The sequence below is a fragment of the Microcoleus sp. K1-B1 genome, assembly GCF_036704705.1.
Taxonomy (GTDB): Bacteria; Cyanobacteriota; Cyanobacteriia; order Cyanobacteriales; family Microcoleaceae; genus Microcoleus.
Genome location: NZ_JAUBSH010000041.1, coordinates 15198 through 32933, shown reverse-complemented (window position 1 = coordinate 32933; position 17736 = coordinate 15198). Strand labels below are relative to the sequence as shown.

15 protein-coding genes are annotated in these 17736 nt (G+C 45.8%); 9 read left to right on the top strand and 6 right to left on the bottom strand.

Annotation, left to right across the window (positions count from 1 at the left end; translation table 11 throughout):
- The first annotated feature begins 123 nt into the window (after nt 1-123).
- From QUA83_RS16590 to QUA83_RS16570, 5 genes are all read left to right on the top strand, one after another.
- The gene (locus QUA83_RS16590) at nt 124-1317 is read left to right on the top strand and encodes an NAD(P)/FAD-dependent oxidoreductase (RefSeq protein ID WP_333294382.1); all 1194 of its coding nucleotides are present in this window, start codon (nt 124-126) and stop codon (nt 1315-1317) included.
- Between the two features lie 366 nt (nt 1318-1683).
- The gene (locus tag QUA83_RS16585; protein WP_333294381.1) at nt 1684-3597 is read left to right on the top strand and encodes a S9 family peptidase; all 1914 of its coding nucleotides are present in this window, start codon (nt 1684-1686) and stop codon (nt 3595-3597) included.
- Nucleotides 3598-3760: 163 nt separating this feature from the next.
- Complete coding sequence (locus QUA83_RS16580; protein ID WP_333294378.1) at nt 3761-4489, top strand: HAD-IA family hydrolase; 729 nt, start codon at nt 3761-3763, stop codon at nt 4487-4489.
- A gap of 251 nt (nt 4490-4740) precedes the next feature.
- Nucleotides 4741-5364, top strand: coding sequence for a DUF3859 domain-containing protein (locus QUA83_RS16575; protein ID WP_333294376.1), 624 nt, complete (start codon nt 4741-4743; stop codon nt 5362-5364).
- A gap of 145 nt (nt 5365-5509) precedes the next feature.
- Nucleotides 5510-7252 carry an asparagine synthetase B family protein gene (locus QUA83_RS16570; protein WP_333294373.1) on the top strand — a complete coding sequence of 581 codons (1743 nt, stop codon included), beginning with the start codon at nt 5510-5512 and terminating at the stop codon, nt 7250-7252.
- An 86-nt stretch (nt 7253-7338) separates the two neighbouring features.
- Here the strand turns inward: QUA83_RS16570 and QUA83_RS16565 are convergent, their stop codons facing one another.
- Nucleotides 7339-7542 carry a hypothetical protein gene (locus QUA83_RS16565; RefSeq protein ID WP_333294372.1) on the bottom strand — a complete coding sequence of 68 codons (204 nt, stop codon included), beginning with the start codon at nt 7540-7542 and terminating at the stop codon, nt 7339-7341.
- Between QUA83_RS16565 and QUA83_RS16560 the strand changes: the two genes are divergently transcribed.
- Together QUA83_RS16560 and QUA83_RS16555 are read left to right on the top strand one after the other, a co-directional pair.
- Nucleotides 7521-8681, top strand: a complete 1161-nt coding sequence (locus tag QUA83_RS16560) for a decarboxylase (protein ID WP_333294370.1) — start codon at nt 7521-7523, stop codon at nt 8679-8681. The two genes, QUA83_RS16565 and QUA83_RS16560, sit on opposite strands and share 22 nt — an antisense overlap.
- Before the next feature lie 195 nt (nt 8682-8876).
- Complete coding sequence (locus tag QUA83_RS16555; protein ID WP_333294368.1) at nt 8877-10196, top strand: hypothetical protein; 1320 nt, start codon at nt 8877-8879, stop codon at nt 10194-10196.
- A 56-nt stretch (nt 10197-10252) separates the two neighbouring features.
- On the opposite strand, the gene QUA83_RS16550 is transcribed toward QUA83_RS16555, so the two are convergent.
- The 4 genes from QUA83_RS16550 to QUA83_RS16535 all read right to left on the bottom strand — a co-directional run bounded on the left by QUA83_RS16550 (nt 10253) and on the right by QUA83_RS16535 (nt 13380).
- On the bottom strand, nt 10253-11104 hold the full coding sequence (locus QUA83_RS16550; protein WP_333294365.1) for an alpha/beta fold hydrolase: 852 nt from the start codon (nt 11102-11104) through the stop codon (nt 10253-10255).
- A gap of 324 nt (nt 11105-11428) precedes the next feature.
- Nucleotides 11429-12670: a bifunctional ornithine acetyltransferase/N-acetylglutamate synthase gene (argJ, locus tag QUA83_RS16545; RefSeq protein WP_333294411.1), complete on the bottom strand. Its 1242-nt coding sequence runs from the start codon at nt 12668-12670 to the stop codon at nt 11429-11431.
- 313 nt (nt 12671-12983) lie between these two features.
- Nucleotides 12984-13124, bottom strand: a complete 141-nt coding sequence (locus tag QUA83_RS16540; RefSeq protein WP_015176121.1) for a hypothetical protein — start codon at nt 13122-13124, stop codon at nt 12984-12986.
- Nucleotides 13125-13185: 61 nt separating this feature from the next.
- Nucleotides 13186-13380, bottom strand: coding sequence for a hypothetical protein (locus QUA83_RS16535; protein ID WP_006631905.1), 195 nt, complete (start codon nt 13378-13380; stop codon nt 13186-13188).
- 1365 nt (nt 13381-14745) lie between these two features.
- On the opposite strand from QUA83_RS16535, the gene QUA83_RS16530 reads away from it, so the two are divergent.
- A complete protein-coding gene (locus QUA83_RS16530; protein ID WP_333294363.1) occupies nt 14746-15162 on the top strand; it encodes a hypothetical protein in 417 nt (138 codons plus the stop codon).
- 1187 nt (nt 15163-16349) lie between these two features.
- On the opposite strand, the gene rpsF is transcribed toward QUA83_RS16530, so the two are convergent.
- Nucleotides 16350-16685 carry a 30S ribosomal protein S6 gene (rpsF, locus tag QUA83_RS16525; RefSeq protein ID WP_333294362.1) on the bottom strand — a complete coding sequence of 112 codons (336 nt, stop codon included), beginning with the start codon at nt 16683-16685 and terminating at the stop codon, nt 16350-16352.
- A gap of 15 nt (nt 16686-16700) precedes the next feature.
- Between rpsF and QUA83_RS16520 the strand changes: the two genes are divergently transcribed.
- A complete protein-coding gene (locus QUA83_RS16520) occupies nt 16701-17618 on the top strand; it encodes a carbohydrate ABC transporter permease (protein ID WP_333294360.1) in 918 nt (305 codons plus the stop codon).
- Nucleotides 17619-17736 lie beyond the last annotated feature (118 nt).

Here is a 17736-nt window from a genome sequence, read left to right as displayed (position 1 = left end):
GATTTTCCCACTTTCCCACTCTCCCACTCTCCCACTCCCTCACTCTCCCCCTTCCCCACTCCCTCACTCTCGTTAGAATAAGATAAGTTTCCTTGCTACCGTGAGCCCCTCAAACAAAACACCATGACTCAACAACAACCCCGGATTTGCATTCTCGGCGGAGGCTTCGGCGGACTCTACACAGCCCTGCGCTTGAGTCAGTTACCCTTCTCCAAAACCGAAAAACCCGAAATTGTCCTAGTTGACCGTCGCGATCGATTTTTGTTCGTTCCGCTGCTGTACGAACTCCTGACCGGCGAACTCCAAACCTGGGAAATTGCCCCACCGTTTGCCGAACTCTTGGAAAACACAGGCGTGCGCTTTTGTCAAGGCACTGTCTCCGGCATCGATGTGGAGGAAAAGCGAGTGCAGTTGCACGACGGGCCAGAAATTCCGTGCGATCGCCTGGTTTTAGCTTTAGGCGGCAAAACCCCTCTAGATATGGTCAAGGGTGCGGTTGAATATGCTTACTCGTTTCGCACTCTCGACGACGCCTACCGCTTAGAAGAAAGACTGCGGTTTTTAGAAGCCAGCAACACCGACAAAATTCGGGTGGCGATCGTCGGGGCCGGTTATTCGGGAGTAGAATTAGCTTGTAAATTAGCCGATCGACTCGGAGAAAAAGGTCGCGTGCGGTTAGTTGAGCAAAGCGACATGATTCTGCGGACATCACCGGAGTTTAACCGCGAAGCCGCCAGCCAAGCTTTAGAAAAACGGAAAGTGTGGATCGACTTAGAAACAGAAGTAGAGGCGATCGAAGCGGACACAATATCCTTACTTTACAAAGGACAATTAGATGTTCTGCCCGTAGACATAGTGCTGTGGACAGTAGGAACTCAAGTTAGTCAAGCAGTGCGATCACTACCCCTCAAACAAAACCGCCGCGGTCAATTAATAGTCAATTCGCAAATGCAAATTATCGACCATCCAGATATATTTGCCTTGGGAGACTTAGCAGAATGTCACGATGCAACTAATCAAAAAGTCCCCGGAACAGCCCAAACAGCCTTCCAGCAAGCTGACTACACCGCATGGAACATTTGGGCTTCCCTCACCGGTCGCCCATTACTTCCTTTCCGCTATCAGCCGCTAGGAGAAATGATGACATTAGGAATTGATAACGCCACCCTGGCAGGTTTAGGAATTAAACTCGACGGACAACTAGCCCACATTGCTCGCCGCTTAGCTTATCTCTATCGGATGCCAACATTTGACCATCAGCTAAAAGTTGGTTTCAATTGGATTAGCAAGCCGATTCAGGATTTGCTTAAAAGTTAATCGATGCTTCTTCAAATAGATACAGCAGATTCTACGTTTATGAAGTACACCCCCGATCGATCGATACCCGTAGGGGCACTCCAAGAGTCCAAGGCCTGTCAATTTAAGGCTGTTTCCGTCAGTCCGTCAGTCCGGCAGGGGTTGAAACCCCTGCCTCAAAGCGGAAGTCCTCTAAAAGAGGACTAATAGACATCTCCTAAAAAAATTATGGAAGCCTTGCCGTATTTGGACAAAAACCTATTTTTGGGAGATGTCTAATGAATTATGCAGTCCTCTTTTAGAGGACTTTAGCTATTAGACAGGGAATTTATTCCCTGGCGGACTGGCGGGCGAGTGCGACAGCTAGAGAATCTTAGGCAAAAAAAAATGCAAACTTCCACATTTCAACAGTCAAAAACAGAAGTTCCTCCGCTAATCGAGCGGGAAATTCTGTTTGGAAACCCCGAAAAAACTAGCCCCAAACTTTCACCCGACGGCAAATATCTCGCCTACATTGCACCAGATGAACACAACGTTTTGCAAGTGCAATTGCGTACCGTCGGTCAAGCAGACGATCGCCAACTGACAGCCGATAAAAAACGAGGCATCCGCATCTTTTACTGGACTTACAGCGGCGAAGAGCTAATTTATCTCCAAGATGCTGAGGGTGACGAAAACTGGCATTTATTCTCAGTCAATATCCAGTCAAATCTGGTTCGCGACTTGACACCATTTCAAGGCGTTCAAGCTCACACTATCGCCTTTGACCGCAACTTCCCCAATGAAATATTAGTGGGAATGAACATCCGCCATCGCAGCAAACACGACGTTTACCGCATCAACCTGCAAAATGGTGCCGTTGAATTTGACACCGACAACCCAGGTAACATCGTCGGTTGGACTGTTGACGCCCAATTCCAAGTGCGGGCGGCCACAGCCACAACTGCCGATGGCGGCTCAGAATTGGTGTTTCGGGAAACTGCCGACAAGTCTTGGGAAAGCCTGCGAAGGTGGGGGCCCGATGAGGAAGGTGGTGCGGTCATGTTCTCAGAAAACGGCAAAATTCTTTACATCATGGGCAATCATGATGCTAACGCCAAACGTTCGATCGCATTAGACTTAGAAACCAAACAAGAAACCGATCTCGCCTCTGACCCAGAATACGATGTCGGCGGCATTGTCGTACACCCCACCAAGCGAGAGATTCAGGCGGTTTCCTTCTACAAAGACAAGCAAGAGTGGCAAATTTTAGATAAAAGCATAGCAGAGGATTTTGAGGCGATCGGCAAATTCCGCCCCGGCGAATTCTCCATCACCAGCCGCAACCTCGCCGATACCACTTGGCTAGTCGCTTATATGACAGACGACGGCCCAGTCTACTACTATGTGTACGATCGCACTTCCAAAACTTTCACCTTTCTGTTCAGCAACCAACCCAAACTCGAAGGGCTACCGCTATCATCAATGGAACCCATTTCTTACACCGCAAGAGATGGTTTAACCATTCACGGCTACCTGACTAAACCTGTTGGCGTCGCCACACCCGTACCGACAGTCTTGCTAGTTCACGGTGGCCCCTGGGCACGCGATACCTGGGGTTACAATCCACAAGCCCAATGGCTGGCAAACCGAGGTTACGCCGTTTTGCAAATCAATTTTCGCGGTTCCACCGGCTACGGCAAAGCCTTTCTCAATGCCGGTAATCGCGAATGGGCCGCTAAGATGCACGACGACTTGCTAGATGGGGTGAATTGGCTGGTAGAAACAGGAATTTCCCAACCCGATAAAATTGCGATTATGGGCGGTTCCTACGGTGGTTATGCCGCCTTAGCGGGATTGACTTTTAGTCCCGATGTTTTTGCCTGCGCCGTCGATATTGTCGGGCCAAGCAATTTGATTACACTGCTGCAAACTATTCCCCCTTACTGGGAACCGAGAAAAGCAAGTCTGTATCACCGCGTGGGCAATTTGGAAACAGAACCAGAGTTTCTGAAATCGATCTCGCCTTTATCTTTTGTCGATCGCATTCAGAAACCTTTACTCATCGCCCAAGGCGCTAACGACCCGCGAGTTAAATTAGCAGAAAGCGAGCAAATTGTCAATGCCATGAAACAAGCCGGCAAACCTGTAGAATACGTGCTGTATACAGACGAAGGACACGGATTTGCGCGGCCCGAAAATCGCCTGCACTTTTATGCGATCGCCGAAGAATTCCTAGCCAAATATTTAGGAGGCAGATTTGAACCTGCGGGCAACATTGCCAATCATTCTGGTGTAGTAAATCCGCAAACAACTAATTAGAAGGAAGAAGGAAAAAGGAAGAAGAAAGAAGGAATTATTCAAATCTCATTTCTCTTCTCTTCTCTTCTTTTCCTCTGTGTTCTCTGTGTCCTCTGTGGTTAAATCATTCCGATGCAACCGGATGTGCGATAAGTCCTCTTTCCTCTTCCCTTTTTCTTCTCAAATGACCAAAATTATTTTTTTAGACGCAGCCGGTACACTATTTGACGTTCGGGGCAGCGTCGGCGAAGTCTACGGAAAATTTGCCCGCAGTTGGGGAATAACTGTTTCTAACAAAGAGTTAAATGCAGCATTTTTCCAAAGTTTTGCCGACTCAAATCCGATGGCATTTCCCGGAAGAGAATTAGCCAAAATTCCCCAGCTAGAATTTGAATGGTGGCAAGCAGTTTGCGCGAACGCTTTTCAAAGAGCAGGCGTTTTCAATCAATTCTCAGACTTTCCAAAGTTCTTTGCGGAACTCTACGCTCATTTTGCCACCGCTGAACCTTGGTTCGTCTATCCCGACGTATTCCCAGCATTAAATAAGTGGCAGCAACAAGGGATTGAATTAGCAGTAGTCTCGAATTTCGATTCCAGAATTTATGCAGTATTAAAAGCACTAAATTTAGCTGAATATTTCACATCAGTGACAATTTCCACCGAAGTAGGTGCAGCAAAACCCCAGTCTCAAATTTTCACCGCAGCTTTGCAAAAGCACAACGGCATCGCCGAGGATGTGTTGCATATCGGCGACAGCTTTAAGGCTGATTATTGTGGTGCTAAAAATGCGGGATTAAACGCAATTTGGTTGAATCGCCAACAGGAAAAAGTAGAATCAGGCAAATTGCCTTTAACTGAAACGAAAATAGAACAGTGCAGCAGCCTTGATTTTATAATAGAGGTTCTTAAATAGAGGAATTAGCGATAATGTGTAGGGTGCGTCGCTGTCAGATATTCAATAAAAATTGGATAGTATAGATAGCGACGCACCTTACCATAGCTTTTATATGAATTTTATGAGGTTAAGGTTATGATTTTTATGAATTGACTTTGAGAGCTATTTATTGAATAATATGGATAATTTAACCACAGAGAGCGCAGAGGGCGCAGAGGAAGAGAAGAGAGGGGTGATTTATATATATAATTTTAACTGGAAATAACTCTATGGAACCTCGACTCACTCAAACTCAATTAGCACAGGTGATCGCTGAAATCGACAAGTTATCGCAGCAGCGCGAGTTAGAATTGGCCCCAGATCAGGTAAGAGAAATTTTACGGGAGTTGAATCTGCCTGATGAGCTTTTAGAAGATGCGATCGCCCAAATGCGCCGCCGCGAAGCCCTAGAACAACAGCAGCGACGCAACCGCTGGATCGCGATCGCCTCGACAGCCGTTGTCATTTCTGCGATCGCTATAGGTGTACTGTTCGGGCAAAATCAAAAGCAGCAAACTGCTCAAATTGTCGCAGGAGAAGACAGGATTGCCCTATCTCAAAAGGGCGGTGACAGCCTCACTCAAGTCAACCGTCAAATTAATCCCCGCGTTTACTATCAGGTGACGTTGAAAAATGCTCCGATCGGCAATCAGTTGTCTCTGCAATGCGATTGGATTAATCCCAGCGGTGACATTGTTCATCAGGGCAGGTATCAAACTCGCACGATCGATACGCCGATTTGGAATACGCACTGCTTTTACGATCTCGGATCTGCAGCAGCCCCAGGCAAATGGGAAGTTCGGATGTCTCTGGATGGGCGCGTGATCAGCAGTGAACCTTTCACGGTGAAATAAATAGACTTATCCAAAAAAGCCTGTTTTGAACAGGCAAGATGCCTATTCCACAATGATTACTGGAGATATCTAAATAGACTTATCCAAAAAAGCCTGTTTTGAACAGGCAAGATGCCTGTTCCACAATAATTATTGGAGACATCTAATGGGTGCGATCGACAAACCTTCACATTTTATCGGCTATTGGGGAGAGGGCGATCACACAAAAACGCTCAGCCGTTTAGTCCCAGATTACTGCATTCGGCAGGGCAAATTATCAGAGTGGGCGATCGCCTCTGCATCAGCCCTCGCGGGCGATCGAGTGACGCTGAATGCTTGCGGGCGCGATCGGGCGACGGATTTTCCGGGAGATGCTTGGGCGGCGGTAGAAGCCCAACAGCTAAGGCTGGGGCGCGATCCGTTTGGGCGAGTGCCACTTTATTGGATGCAGTTGGGAGAAACGATTTGGTTTTCGACGCGCCTGCAATTGCTGCTACCGCTGATCGCTTCCCCTCAAATTAGCCCGATCGCCCTACACAGTTATGCTTGTTTTTCCTACGTGCCCACGCCGTTAACGCCGATCGAGCAAATTGCATCCGTAGCAGCCGGAAGCGAGATGATTTGGGAAATCGCCGATGTTAACAATCTGCCGAAAGTGCGATCGCTCAAATCAGCTTGGCAGGAAGCGCCCCAATTACTGCGGAGTGAAGACGAGGCGATCGCACAATTACAAGGGCTGTTGCAACAGGCGATTGATCGACAAGTAGCCGATTTGCCGATCGACGAACCCGTAGGCGTTTTACTCTCCGGTGGCATCGATTCTTCCCTGGTGACGGCGCTGCTAGTGAAAGCAGGCTTGCAGGTGCGCGCCTATGCCCTCGATTTTGGTGTCGAAGCCTATTCCGAACTGCCCTACGCCCAACAGGTGGCGGACTTTTTCCAGATTCCGCTGATCCGAGTGGCGGCGACGGGTGATGCAGTGTTGCGGGCGATCGGGCCAACCGCCAAAGCCCTCGATTTACCCTATGGAGATGGCACGACGGCTGCACTGTTTTTGCTCAAACAGGCGGCGGCGCAAGACGTGCGAGTTGTATTCAATGGCGAGAATGGCGATCAGCTATTTGCCGGATGGACAAACAAGCCTTTGATTGCCAACGGAGTTTACAGTGCAGAACATCCTGCCGGAAAAGAAACCTTTGAACAGCAGTATTTGCGGACGTTTCAGCGATTTTATGGTTATGAAAAACAGATTTTTTCGCCAGAAATGCTCGATCGCATTCAGTCTCACGATTTGAGCGTTTACCTGCAAGACGCGATCGACCCCGAAACCTGTCCTTCCCTGCTAGCAAGGCTACGGCGCGCTTCGCTGATGCTCAAAGGTGCCCAAAATATTCAGCCGAGGGCAACGGCATTGGGGTTTGCTTGCGGTTTGTGGGTGCGATCGCCCTTCTGCGACCCCGACCTCACAGCATGGACGTTTCAACTCCCTGGCGAGCTTCTACTGCAAGGTGCGTGCGAAAAATACATCCTCAAAAAAGCGTCCGAACGCTGGCTGCCGCCGGAAATTGTCTGGCGGGAAAAGCGCGGGATGGGTGTGCCGTTGAAGGTTTGGTATTACGGGGAGTTTTGGGCTGCGATCGGCGATCGGCTGAATCCGAATGTGCTGCGATCGGAAAATTGCTGGCAGCCTTATTTGGCCGACTCGATGTTATCGGGACAACTTGGAGTTGCAATGCGCGATCGCTATATTGGCAATAATCTCTGGTTGCTGCTGATGTGGCAGGCATGGCGAACCGAGGTTTTAGGCGAAATTCCGGTTAAGCGATCGCTTGATCATGTGTTTTGGTTGCCGCCTGCGATCGGACAGCGCATTTGGAAATATCGAAGGAGGTTGACTGTTGACTGTTGACTGTTGACTGTTGACTACTATTCACTCGATTTTACAATCTTCCTTATTCCTTCTTCCTTAATTTCTTCTTCCTTATTCCTTCTTCCTTAATTTCTTCTTCCTTCTTCCTTCTTCCTTCTTCCTTCTTCCTTTTTCCTTCTTCCTTCTTCCTTCTTCCTTCTTCCTTCTTCCTTCTTCCTTCTTCCTTCTTCCTTCTTCCTTCTTCTATATGACTGAATCTTTGCTACAGAATGAAACCAAAACTCATTCGCCGCCGTTCTCCGAAGCAATGGCCCAGCGACTTTTGTCAACTTATGGTTCGCCCTTATATGTGTATCAGGCCGATCGCCTCCATCAAACCCTTGAGCATATTACGCGATCGATCAACTATCCGCACGTTCAGTTTCATTTTGCTAGCGTCACCAACGGCAATATTGCTCTGTTGCAATTGATTCAGCAGGCTGGTTGGGGGCTACACGCGAATACACCGGGGGATGTTTTTTTGGGGCTGAAAGCGGGTTTTACGAGCGATCGCATTGTCTACACCGGCAGTAACCTCAACAGGGCGGATATTCAGCAATTGATCGAGTGGAAGATCGATCGATTTAATTTCGATAGTCTGTCGCAACTCCAAGATTTTTGCGAATATTTCGGGAGTCAACCGCGATCGATCCGTGCCGAAATTGGACTGCGCCTCAACTCACCGGAATTGACGGGAGACAGTCGGATTGGAGTGCGTCCCGCCGAATTCGAGAAAGCCAACGAAATCGCGCAGCAGCAGGGGTTGAAGATTACCGGATTGCATTTTTATCGGGGGACAGGAACTAACGCCACGAGTGCTTTTACGCAGGCGATCGATCGCCTAATTGCGATCGCCCAACAGTTGCCCGATTGGCGAACCCTTGATTTTGGCGGTGGTTTTGGCTATCCCTATCGAGGCGGTGCAGTGTTTGACTGGCGGGAGTTTGGTGCGGCGATTACTGAAAGGTTGAGTGCGCTATCTCGCCCGATCGAGTTGGTGATTGAACCGGGACGATCGGCGATCGCAGGTTGTGGCGTTTTGCTTGCGAAAGTTGTGTCGGTGAAGTGGTTGGGCGATAGGCAAATTGTCGGCGTGGATACGACTGTATCAAATCTATCGGTGCCTGCGGTGCACGGGGGCTATCGGGCGATCGCAACTTGGGAAACCGACGATGTATCGCGACACGAAACGGATATTTGCGGCAACACCACTTATTCGCGGGATTATTTGGGGCGCAACTGTTGGCTACCGAAACTCAAAATTGGAGATGCGATCGCGATTTTGGATAGCGGGGCTTACGGCTATGCGATGTCGTCGCATTTTCTGCACCGCCCCCGCCCTGCTGAGGTGTTGATTGATGCTAAGGGCGATCGATTAATTCGACAGCGAGAAGACTATTCTATCTTGTTAAACGGGCAAATATTTTAATAGGGCATTGGGCATTGGGCATTGGGCATTGGGCATAGTTTCTTCCTTCTTCCTTCTTCCTTCTTCCTTCTTCCTTCTACTTATTATCTCTCTTCTCTTCCTCTGCGCCCTCTGCGCCCTCTGCGGTTAAATCATTCCAAAACAACCGTCAACAATATAAATCCATTAAATCAATCAGGAGTAACCGAAATGGGAATGAAATGCGTCCAGTGTCAAACCGACAACATTTTGAGCGATCGTATCAGGAACTCAGGTCGCTGTAAACGGTGCAACCATCCGTTTGTCTTTGAACCCAATACCGTCACTGATAAAAAGTTGGCATTCACCGATCCCTTTTTCAAAAATGCGATCGAAGATATTTCCAGCCAGAATATGTTATTTTTTACGCCCAAACAGTTTTTATATTTGATAGATCAACGGCTAAAAAATCGCACCTCATCTAACCTCTGGAACTGGATTTTAGGATATTTAGTCCAGAGTTTTTTCCTGGTGAACTTTGGCGGGATATTCATTAGCTCTATCTTTTCTGACACTGCGGGATTTTTGATAGTATGGACAGTTTTCAATATTATTTGGATTCGGGGATTTTTCGCGAACAGCCAATCTACCGAGCAAAGTGTTCGCAGCAGAAAAATTAATGCCACAAATTTACAAACTTTAGGAATAATTATTTTAGTAACAGGGATTTCAGGAAGCTTGATATTTAATTATTTTCCAGGATACATCGCAGCCTCTGCACTAGGACTATTTTCCTACTGGCTCAGCATTTCACAAAAAAAACGCCCACAGATAACGGGTGAAATATTTCTCGTTAATCAAGCGCAAAGCGATAAATGGCTGCGAGACTGGCAAACAGTGAACGGCACATTAGAAAAACTGCTCCCTGCACCTCGTCAAGAAGCTTTACCCGCCAGCATCGATCGCGAAGTCAGCGCCTACAGCTTCGATCGCGCAATCATCTGCGACAGTGACGAAATTGCCCAATTCCTAATTGCCAACAACGTCCATTTTGAAAACAACTGCGCGATTCTTAGTATTAGTGGCTATCCCCAAAGCATCTTCAACACCGTCATCGAAATGCTGCGCCGTAATGCCGATTTAAAAGTTTATGCGCTGCACAATGCGAGTCCTGGTGGAGTTGGTTTAGTGCATCAACTGCGGACTAATCCAGAGTGGTTTGCGAATCAAGCGGTAACGATTTTTGATTTGGGAATTTCTCCCCGTCAAATCTTAGCAACCCGCGATATGTTTGTGCAGCAATCTCAAACAATGGCACAAACAGCCCGTCAATTACCCGACGCTGTAAGGCAAGGTTTAACAGCAGAAGAACTAGCATGGCTGGAAGCCGGCAATTTTGTGGAATTGGAATCGTTTACGCCGCAGCGGTTGTTGCGGGTGGTCAATTATGGACTTGCTCAGAGTGTCGATTCGCAGGGTAACGAGGGCTTAATATTAGTGGATGATAATGTTGGATATGGCGGCGGCTATGTGTTTGTCTCCGATAGTTTTGGTTAGGGCGTGTTTTTAAACTTTGTAATCACATAAAAATATGAACCCAAGAAGAAGTATTCTCATTTCGTTGCATTAACCTCCTCAATGTATTTTTTCATGCCATCCCTAAACTGAGGACTTTCAATCATGTCTGAGATATTATCATGCCCAAAACCTGGAATTAAAAGAAGTTGCTTGGGATGAGGTGCTGCATCATAAAGCTTTTGACTCATACTAGCAGGATTTGACCGATCAGAAGTACCATGAACGATTAAAATAGGTATTTTTAGATATGCAACCTTACTAAGGGAGTCAAATCTTTGATTTAATATCCATGCAATTGGGAAAATCCTATAACCTAAATGAAGTACCTCTTCCTGCATAGAGGTAAAAGAACTGACAACAATCAGTCCCGCTATAGTTGGCTCTTTAACTGCTAAATTAATCGCAACTGCTCCACCTAAAGAAACCCCAAACAAATAAATGTTTTGGTGTGCAATCTTTCTATTTTCTGTTAAATATTTTAAAGAATTTGCGGCATCTTCATAAATGCTCAATTCAGAGGGAAAATCTCCCCCGCTTTGACCATAACCTCGGTAATCAAATATAAAGACAGAGAATCCTAGTTGGTTGAGTTGTGCAATATCTCGAAGATAAATCGGATTGCTAATATTTGTTCCAGCTCCATGAAAATATAAAATAGTCCCAACTTCTGTATCTCGTTTTAACGCTGGAATAAACCACCCATGTAATTTGTCTTGCGAATTAGACCTACTGTTTCCCAAAAACCAAACTTCTTCATATTTGAGATTAAAATTTGAGGGTAATTCTAAAGTGTCATAGGTCGGTTTAAAAATCATTTGCCTCTGCCGAATTAGCAGAAACGCACAAGCAGCTATATACACTGTTAGCAAAATTGTTCCAATCAGCATTAGCAATTTTTGGAAAAGGTGATACATTAGACTTATTGGTAATAAGCTTAAAAAGTATTGAAACTTATTCTGAATAATATTTTTATCGATTTTTAGTTAAAATCCTAAAAAGCTTATCTGTATAAGGGCTTCAGCGATTTTAAAATGAGGAGCAAAAAAGCTGAGATTAACTCGGTGAGTAAAGGTTTCAGATTTTTTAATTTCCCCCCACGGGGGGAAGTTTAGTTTAAATTGTGTGAAATTTGCCTTTAACCCGCTCTCGTCTGGTTTTGTTTGTGCAGGCGAGGTTTCTAACCACCCGGACTTCTAACCGCCTGGACTTATTTAAGTCGTATACTCCGCATTAATCTTCACGTAGTCGTAACTCAAATCGCATCCCCAAGCTTTCGCAAAACCGCTGCCATTCCCCACACTAACCTGAATTACAACCGTATCAGCCTTCAAATATTCTCCCTCCGCAGCCGCTTTCATATAATTACTTGCAGCAGCGCGATCGAACTCTTTAGGTTGTCCGTTTTCCATCATCAAAAAATCCCCTAATTGAATCCGCAAATTCTCTTGATCGAAAGGTACACCAGCGCGCCCAGCCGCCGCCGCAATTCTCCCCCAATTCGGATCGCGTCCGAAAATAGCAGCTTTCACCAAAGAAGAACCGACAATTGTTTTGGCAATTTTACTCGCAGAAACTTCATCCAGCGCGCCACTAACTTGTACTTCTACCAAACAAGTTGCACCTTCGCCGTCACGGGCGATCGCCTTTGCTAAATGCACGCAAACTTCTGTCAGCATCGCCTCTAATTTTTCAGCATCCGCCCCCATTTCTGTAATTGCGGGCGTGCGGGATTGACCGTTGGCCAAAGCAATTAGCGAATCGTTGGTACTGGTATCGCCGTCAACAGTAATTTGATTGAAACTTCTGTTAGCCGCCCGACTCAGCATTTCTTGCCACAAATGCGATGACACTGCTGCATCGCAAGTTACAAATGCCAGCATTGTTGCCATATTCGGGTGAATCATTCCCGAACCTTTGCAAATGCCGCCGATGCGGACGGGTCGATCGCCAAACATGGTTTCCAGGGCGATCGTTTTCGGCACTAAATCAGTCGTACAAATAGCCTTAGCCGCCGCATCCGAACCAGTTTCCGATGCCTCAGCAACTAATCGGGGAATTCCCGCCCTCAGCGGCTCCATTTTTATCCGCTGTCCGATGACGCCAGTGGAGGCCAAAAGAATTGATTCTGGAGGAATATTCAGCGCTTCTCCCAACAATTTGGCACTTTCGAGGGCATCTGCCAAACCTTGTTCGCCAGTAGCAGCATTAGCTTGTCCCGCATTGCACAAAATTGCTTTCGCGCTGGGTTTAGCTTGCAAACGCTGGCGGCAGTAGTCCACGCAAGCGGCCCGGACAGTGGAGGTTGTGAAGACTCCGGCGGCGATCGCGTCTACCTCTGACAAAATTAAACTTAAATCTGGCAAGCCTGAAGGCTTCAAACCCGCTGTAATTCCCGATGCTCGATACCCTCTGGGTGCTGTAACTCCGCCGCCAATTTCTTTCCAGTCCGACATCATGACCTCCCTAGTAGCCTTCAATCTGCTGAAAGGGGATTATACCATTTTAGATTTTAGATTTTAGATTTTAGATTTTAGACTTCGGCGTGAGCGCTCAGTCAAACGATTTTAGATTTTAGATTTTAGATTCTTTTGAACCCCATTTCCCATTCCTCATTCCCCATTCCCAATTCCCCATAAAACTAATCGCGGCTTCCAATCTAGAGTTAGAACTCAAGAAGAAGTCGCGACGGTTTTGTAATTGACATTATTAATTTTTAGCTGGCAAACAACAAACTCGATTCAACTATCTCGCCGTTGAAAAAAGGGGTTATTTGCGATCGATACTCGCTGGAGAACCAGCATCTAAACCCACTTCAGCAGCCACACGGCTCAGCATGGATTCCTGACGGTTTTTAACGACGTGTTGATGGCGCATCATCAGGTTGCGGGCTTGTTCTTGAGTTGACATAACTGATTTCTCCAATTTATAGGTAATAACTTCGTAGGCAATTGTCGAAATTGAGCTTGGCCTAGCTCATAGTGGCGTTGCTGCGATCGTAGCTGGCTTGAAAGCTGGGCTGTGGTTTGCCTTGAATGTGACCCCAGTAGTGCGTATCTTCCATCCCGACTTCGGTGGCGGTGCGGTTGAGCATGGATTGCTGGCGGTTCTTCACCAGTTGGTGGTGGCGCATCATCAGAGAGCGAGCTTGATTTTCAGTAGACATATGGGTTTCCTCCGTATTCTTTAGATTAATGTTGGGCTTGTTTTTTCTTCTCTTCTATCACTATAACAGACAATTCTGTATCTAAAGCTACCAAATCAAAATTGTCACAAAACTTTACAATTGGGCTATGGGGCGAGAATCTCGATCGAGGTTGCAGGGAGTGCGATCGGGCTTTGGCTCGTGGATTCAGGCCCAACCTCAAGCAGCAGTTGGCAAAATTTGACAATATTCCTCTTCTAACCCTTTTCTGTCACTTTAGGCAAAAAATAATCTGGAAGGCTTATAGCATAAGACTTTTACCAAAAATCTTGATTTGGGCCATTCTGTTAGAAAATAAACGCTCAAATGCTAGCTCTATCTACAGTTAAAAATTTGGCTCTTATTTTTATTTTCCCAGAGTGACTTAAGAGGGTTAAGATTCCGGTCGTCAATCAGGATAGCTACATTTCCTGACGTAGCGGCAACGGTTCCAAGCCCTAGGCGGGAAAATACCGATTCCGCTCTAAGTAGGTAGTAGCATCGATTCGCAGTCGATTCGCAGTCGATTCGCAGTCGATTCGCAGTCGATTCGCAGTCGATTCACAATCGATTCGCAGTCGATTCACAATCGATTCGCAGTCGATTCACAATCGATTCGCAATCGATTCGCTGTCCCTTCGTTGTCAATTCGCTGTCCCTTCGTTGTCAATTCGCTGTCCCTTCGTTGTCAATTCGCTGTCCCTTCGTTGTCAATTCGCAATCGATTCACAATCGATTCGCTGTCCCTTCGTTGTCCCTTCGTTGTCAATTCGCTGTCCCTTCGTTGTCAATTCGTTGTCAATTCGCAATCGATTCACAATCGATTCGCTGTCCCTTCGTTGTCAATTCGCTGTCCCTTCGTTGTCAATTCGTTGTCAATTCGTTGTCCCTTCACAATCGATTCGCAATCGATTCGCAATCGATTCGCTTTCGATTCGCTTTCGATTCTGTATCAATTCCGCATGGATTCGTTGTCCACCGTCTGCTGTCTTCTGCTAATGAAATTTAGCCAAACCGTAAATATTGACACCCATGTGTTTTGATTTTTTTTTGGAAATGTGGTTGTAAAATTGAAATTTTCTGTTATGCTTTGGTATAAGGTCAAACTTGTCTATATCGCGCTTCTATTTTAGAGTTAAGTGCTTTGATGCATTGATTCCTGAGAAACAAGCATTTTGTAGTGCCTGCTTAAAATAAAAAGTGGTATGGTCTAATTTTGATAATTAAAACAAAAAGCCCACCTAGACGGCCATCCAGGTAGGACTTTTGTTTCAATTAAAAATCTCCGGTGGCGAAACTTCTAACTGTTACCACCAAAAAACAAACAATAAAAGGACACTGTAATCCATGTCTAAGCATAACCTAACATGGGTTAGTTTGTACAACAAACTATCTCATGCCAAGAAAAATCTCTCTGCATTAGAAAGAGAGATTCAGATTCTAGCACAGTTTAATTTTTGCTTGTTCAAAAAAAATGCAGCGTTGGTAAAATCTTACAATACCTTGCTGGAAGCAACTACAGCAAAAGACCAGGCTCTGAAATACTGTGAAGAAAAAATTTCTTCCTTGAAAGATAGGTACGACGCCTTAGACACCGAAAAATGTACACTGGAGTACGAAGTAACCACTTTAACCGAAGAAAAATGTATGCTTGGTCGAGAAATTGACCGTCTGACCGACACAATTTTTGAATTACGGTCCTTAGCTACTCCTTTTTCGTGTGATGGGACTTCGGCAGAAGATTATCTAAACCCAGGGTGGTAGTTTTACTCTGTATCTGACCTAGCTTTAACAGTTTCAAGCCCTAGGCGGGGAAATACAAGTATCCCCGCCTAGAACAAGGTTTTGGAATGGATAGGAAAATTAGCCCTCTTTTGTCACTTTTAGCAAAAAATAATCAGGAACGCTTAGAGCATAAGACTTTTACCAAAAATCCTGATTTCAGCCATTCTGCTAGAAAATAAATGCTCAAATTCTCGCTATATCTACAGTTAAAAATTTGGCTCTTATTTTTATTTTCCCAGGGTGACAGAAGAGGGTTAGGGTTATCCTCGTTTAACCCTCTTCTGTCACTTTAGGCAAAAAATAATCTGGAAGGCTTATAGCATAAGACTTTTACCAAAAATCTTGATTTGGGCCATTCTGTTAGAAAATAAACGCTCAAATGCTAGCTCTATCTACAGTTAAAAATTTGGCTCTTATTTTTATTTTCCCAGAGTGACTTAAGAGGGCTAAGAGCCACATTTTAGCTGCTACCTAAGCTGTGTTGCATCTAGATTGCCTATGGTATTAGAGAGGGAGAGGGTCCGATGGGGATCGGGGGAGATGATTTGACGATTTTTGATCGGGACTCGAAATATACAATTTAAATGCACAACAGCTTAATTGCCAAGGGCAAAAATAAGTTTATAGTTTGGTTCAGAGTTATAGATGCAGAATTTTGCCTCTCAAGAAAGTCGAATTTGCCTTAGTTGACAGTAAATTTAATAAGTAGCGGATCACAATTAGATTTACAATGATTAAGCAGCTATGCTCAAGCATAGTCAAGTTTTTTGTAGTCAACTAGATAATAGAGTTGAGCCAAAGTGAATCGCCCTCGCCATCCTCAAAATGCGAGCTTTCTTTGTGGATAAAAATAGATTAAGTCCCAGCAGCCTCCCCACAACAAAGAGCGATCGTCCCCCCTAGAAAAACAATCGCCCATCCACCTATAATTTCAATTAACATCAAGTCCCGCCCTTTAGAAACTATGCTGTACCCACAATTCCAAATATCCCCCTAGCGTCTTTTTCAGGAGGATGCCAGGGGGAGCGAAAGGCTCTGACGTTAGTTTTTCAAGTTGTGTGTACAGGGTAGCCCTTAAGAAAGAAAGGCGTGCCGGGGAATAAGCGGCCCTAATCGTCAAACAGTAGACTGGTACTACAACATAAGACGTTAAGTTGACACGAATGCTAATCGGCGACTTCAGCTTCAGCTTCCGCTTCCGGTGCATCTGGCACATCTTGCTTGATCGTCAAATAGCGAATCACTTCTTCGCTCAGACGCATCGCGCGCTCCAGGGTAAAAATTGCAGCGCCCGGAGCTGTATAGTTCATTTGAACGTATACTCCGTCCCGGTGCTTGCCGATTTCGTAAGCCAAACGGCGCTTGCCACGGTGCTGAGTTTCGATGTTTTCAGCACCTTGATCGCGCAAAATAGTTTGATATTTAGCGATCGCCTGGTCTGTCATTTCCTCGCCCAAATCAGGGCGCAGAATGTACATAGTTTCGTAAATAAACGGTTTCATGGCAATAATCCCCTTATGGACAACAAGGCTTCTCACGAAGCAAGGACTTATTATCATATCCCAACAATGAACAATCTCAAAACTAAAAAACCAAATTCCCCAAACAACACTCCCTCGCCGTGGAGCACCCTGTGGACGTACAGCATCATGAGCGCGATCGCACTTTTAATGCTGTTTCCCTTGCTGTGGCTGCTCAGTACCTCCCTCAAATCCCCCAACGAAAACATCTTTCAATTTCCCCCGCAACTGTGGCCCCAACAGCCAACCCTCGAAAACTTCATCAAAGTTTGGCAAACCAACCCCTTCGGCCGCTACCTGTTCAACAGCACCCTAATTGCCGGCCTCACAGTTAGCATCAACGTCCTCTTTTGCGCCCTCGCCGCTTACCCCTTAGCCAGACTCAAATTTCGCGGCCGCGAAGCCATCTTAATCACGATCATTTCCACAATCATGATTCCCTTCCAAATAGTCATGATTCCCCTATACATATTGACTGTACAACTCGGACTAAAAAATAGTTATTTAGGCGTAATCTTTCCCGGACTAGCCTCAGCCTTCGGCATATTTTTATTACGACAAGCATTTCTAGCAGTTCCCAAAGAACTAGAAGAAGCCGCCCGCATCGACGGCTGCAGCGAATTAGGCATTTGGTGGCACGTCATGATTCCGGCAATTAAACCAGCTTTAGTTACTTTAGGAATTTTTGTATTTATCGGTTCTTGGAGTGACTTTCTGTGGCCACTGCTAGTTTTAGACAGGCCGGAATATTACACTTTACCTTTAGGGGTAGCCAATTTAGCCGGGACATTTTCTTTAGATTGGCGTTTAGTTGCGGCGGGTTCTATTATTTCTATTGTTCCAGTTTTAGGACTATTTTTGCTTTTGCAAAAATACATTGTGCCAACAGAAACTGCTGCGGGAGTCAAAGGATAGAATCAACATAAAAAATCGGCGTTTATCCGCGTTCATCTGCGGTTAAAAATTAAAATCTTTTAAACTCACAACTCACCAAACTTATTTGTGATGTAGGAACGGCCAGAAATCCGCTGGA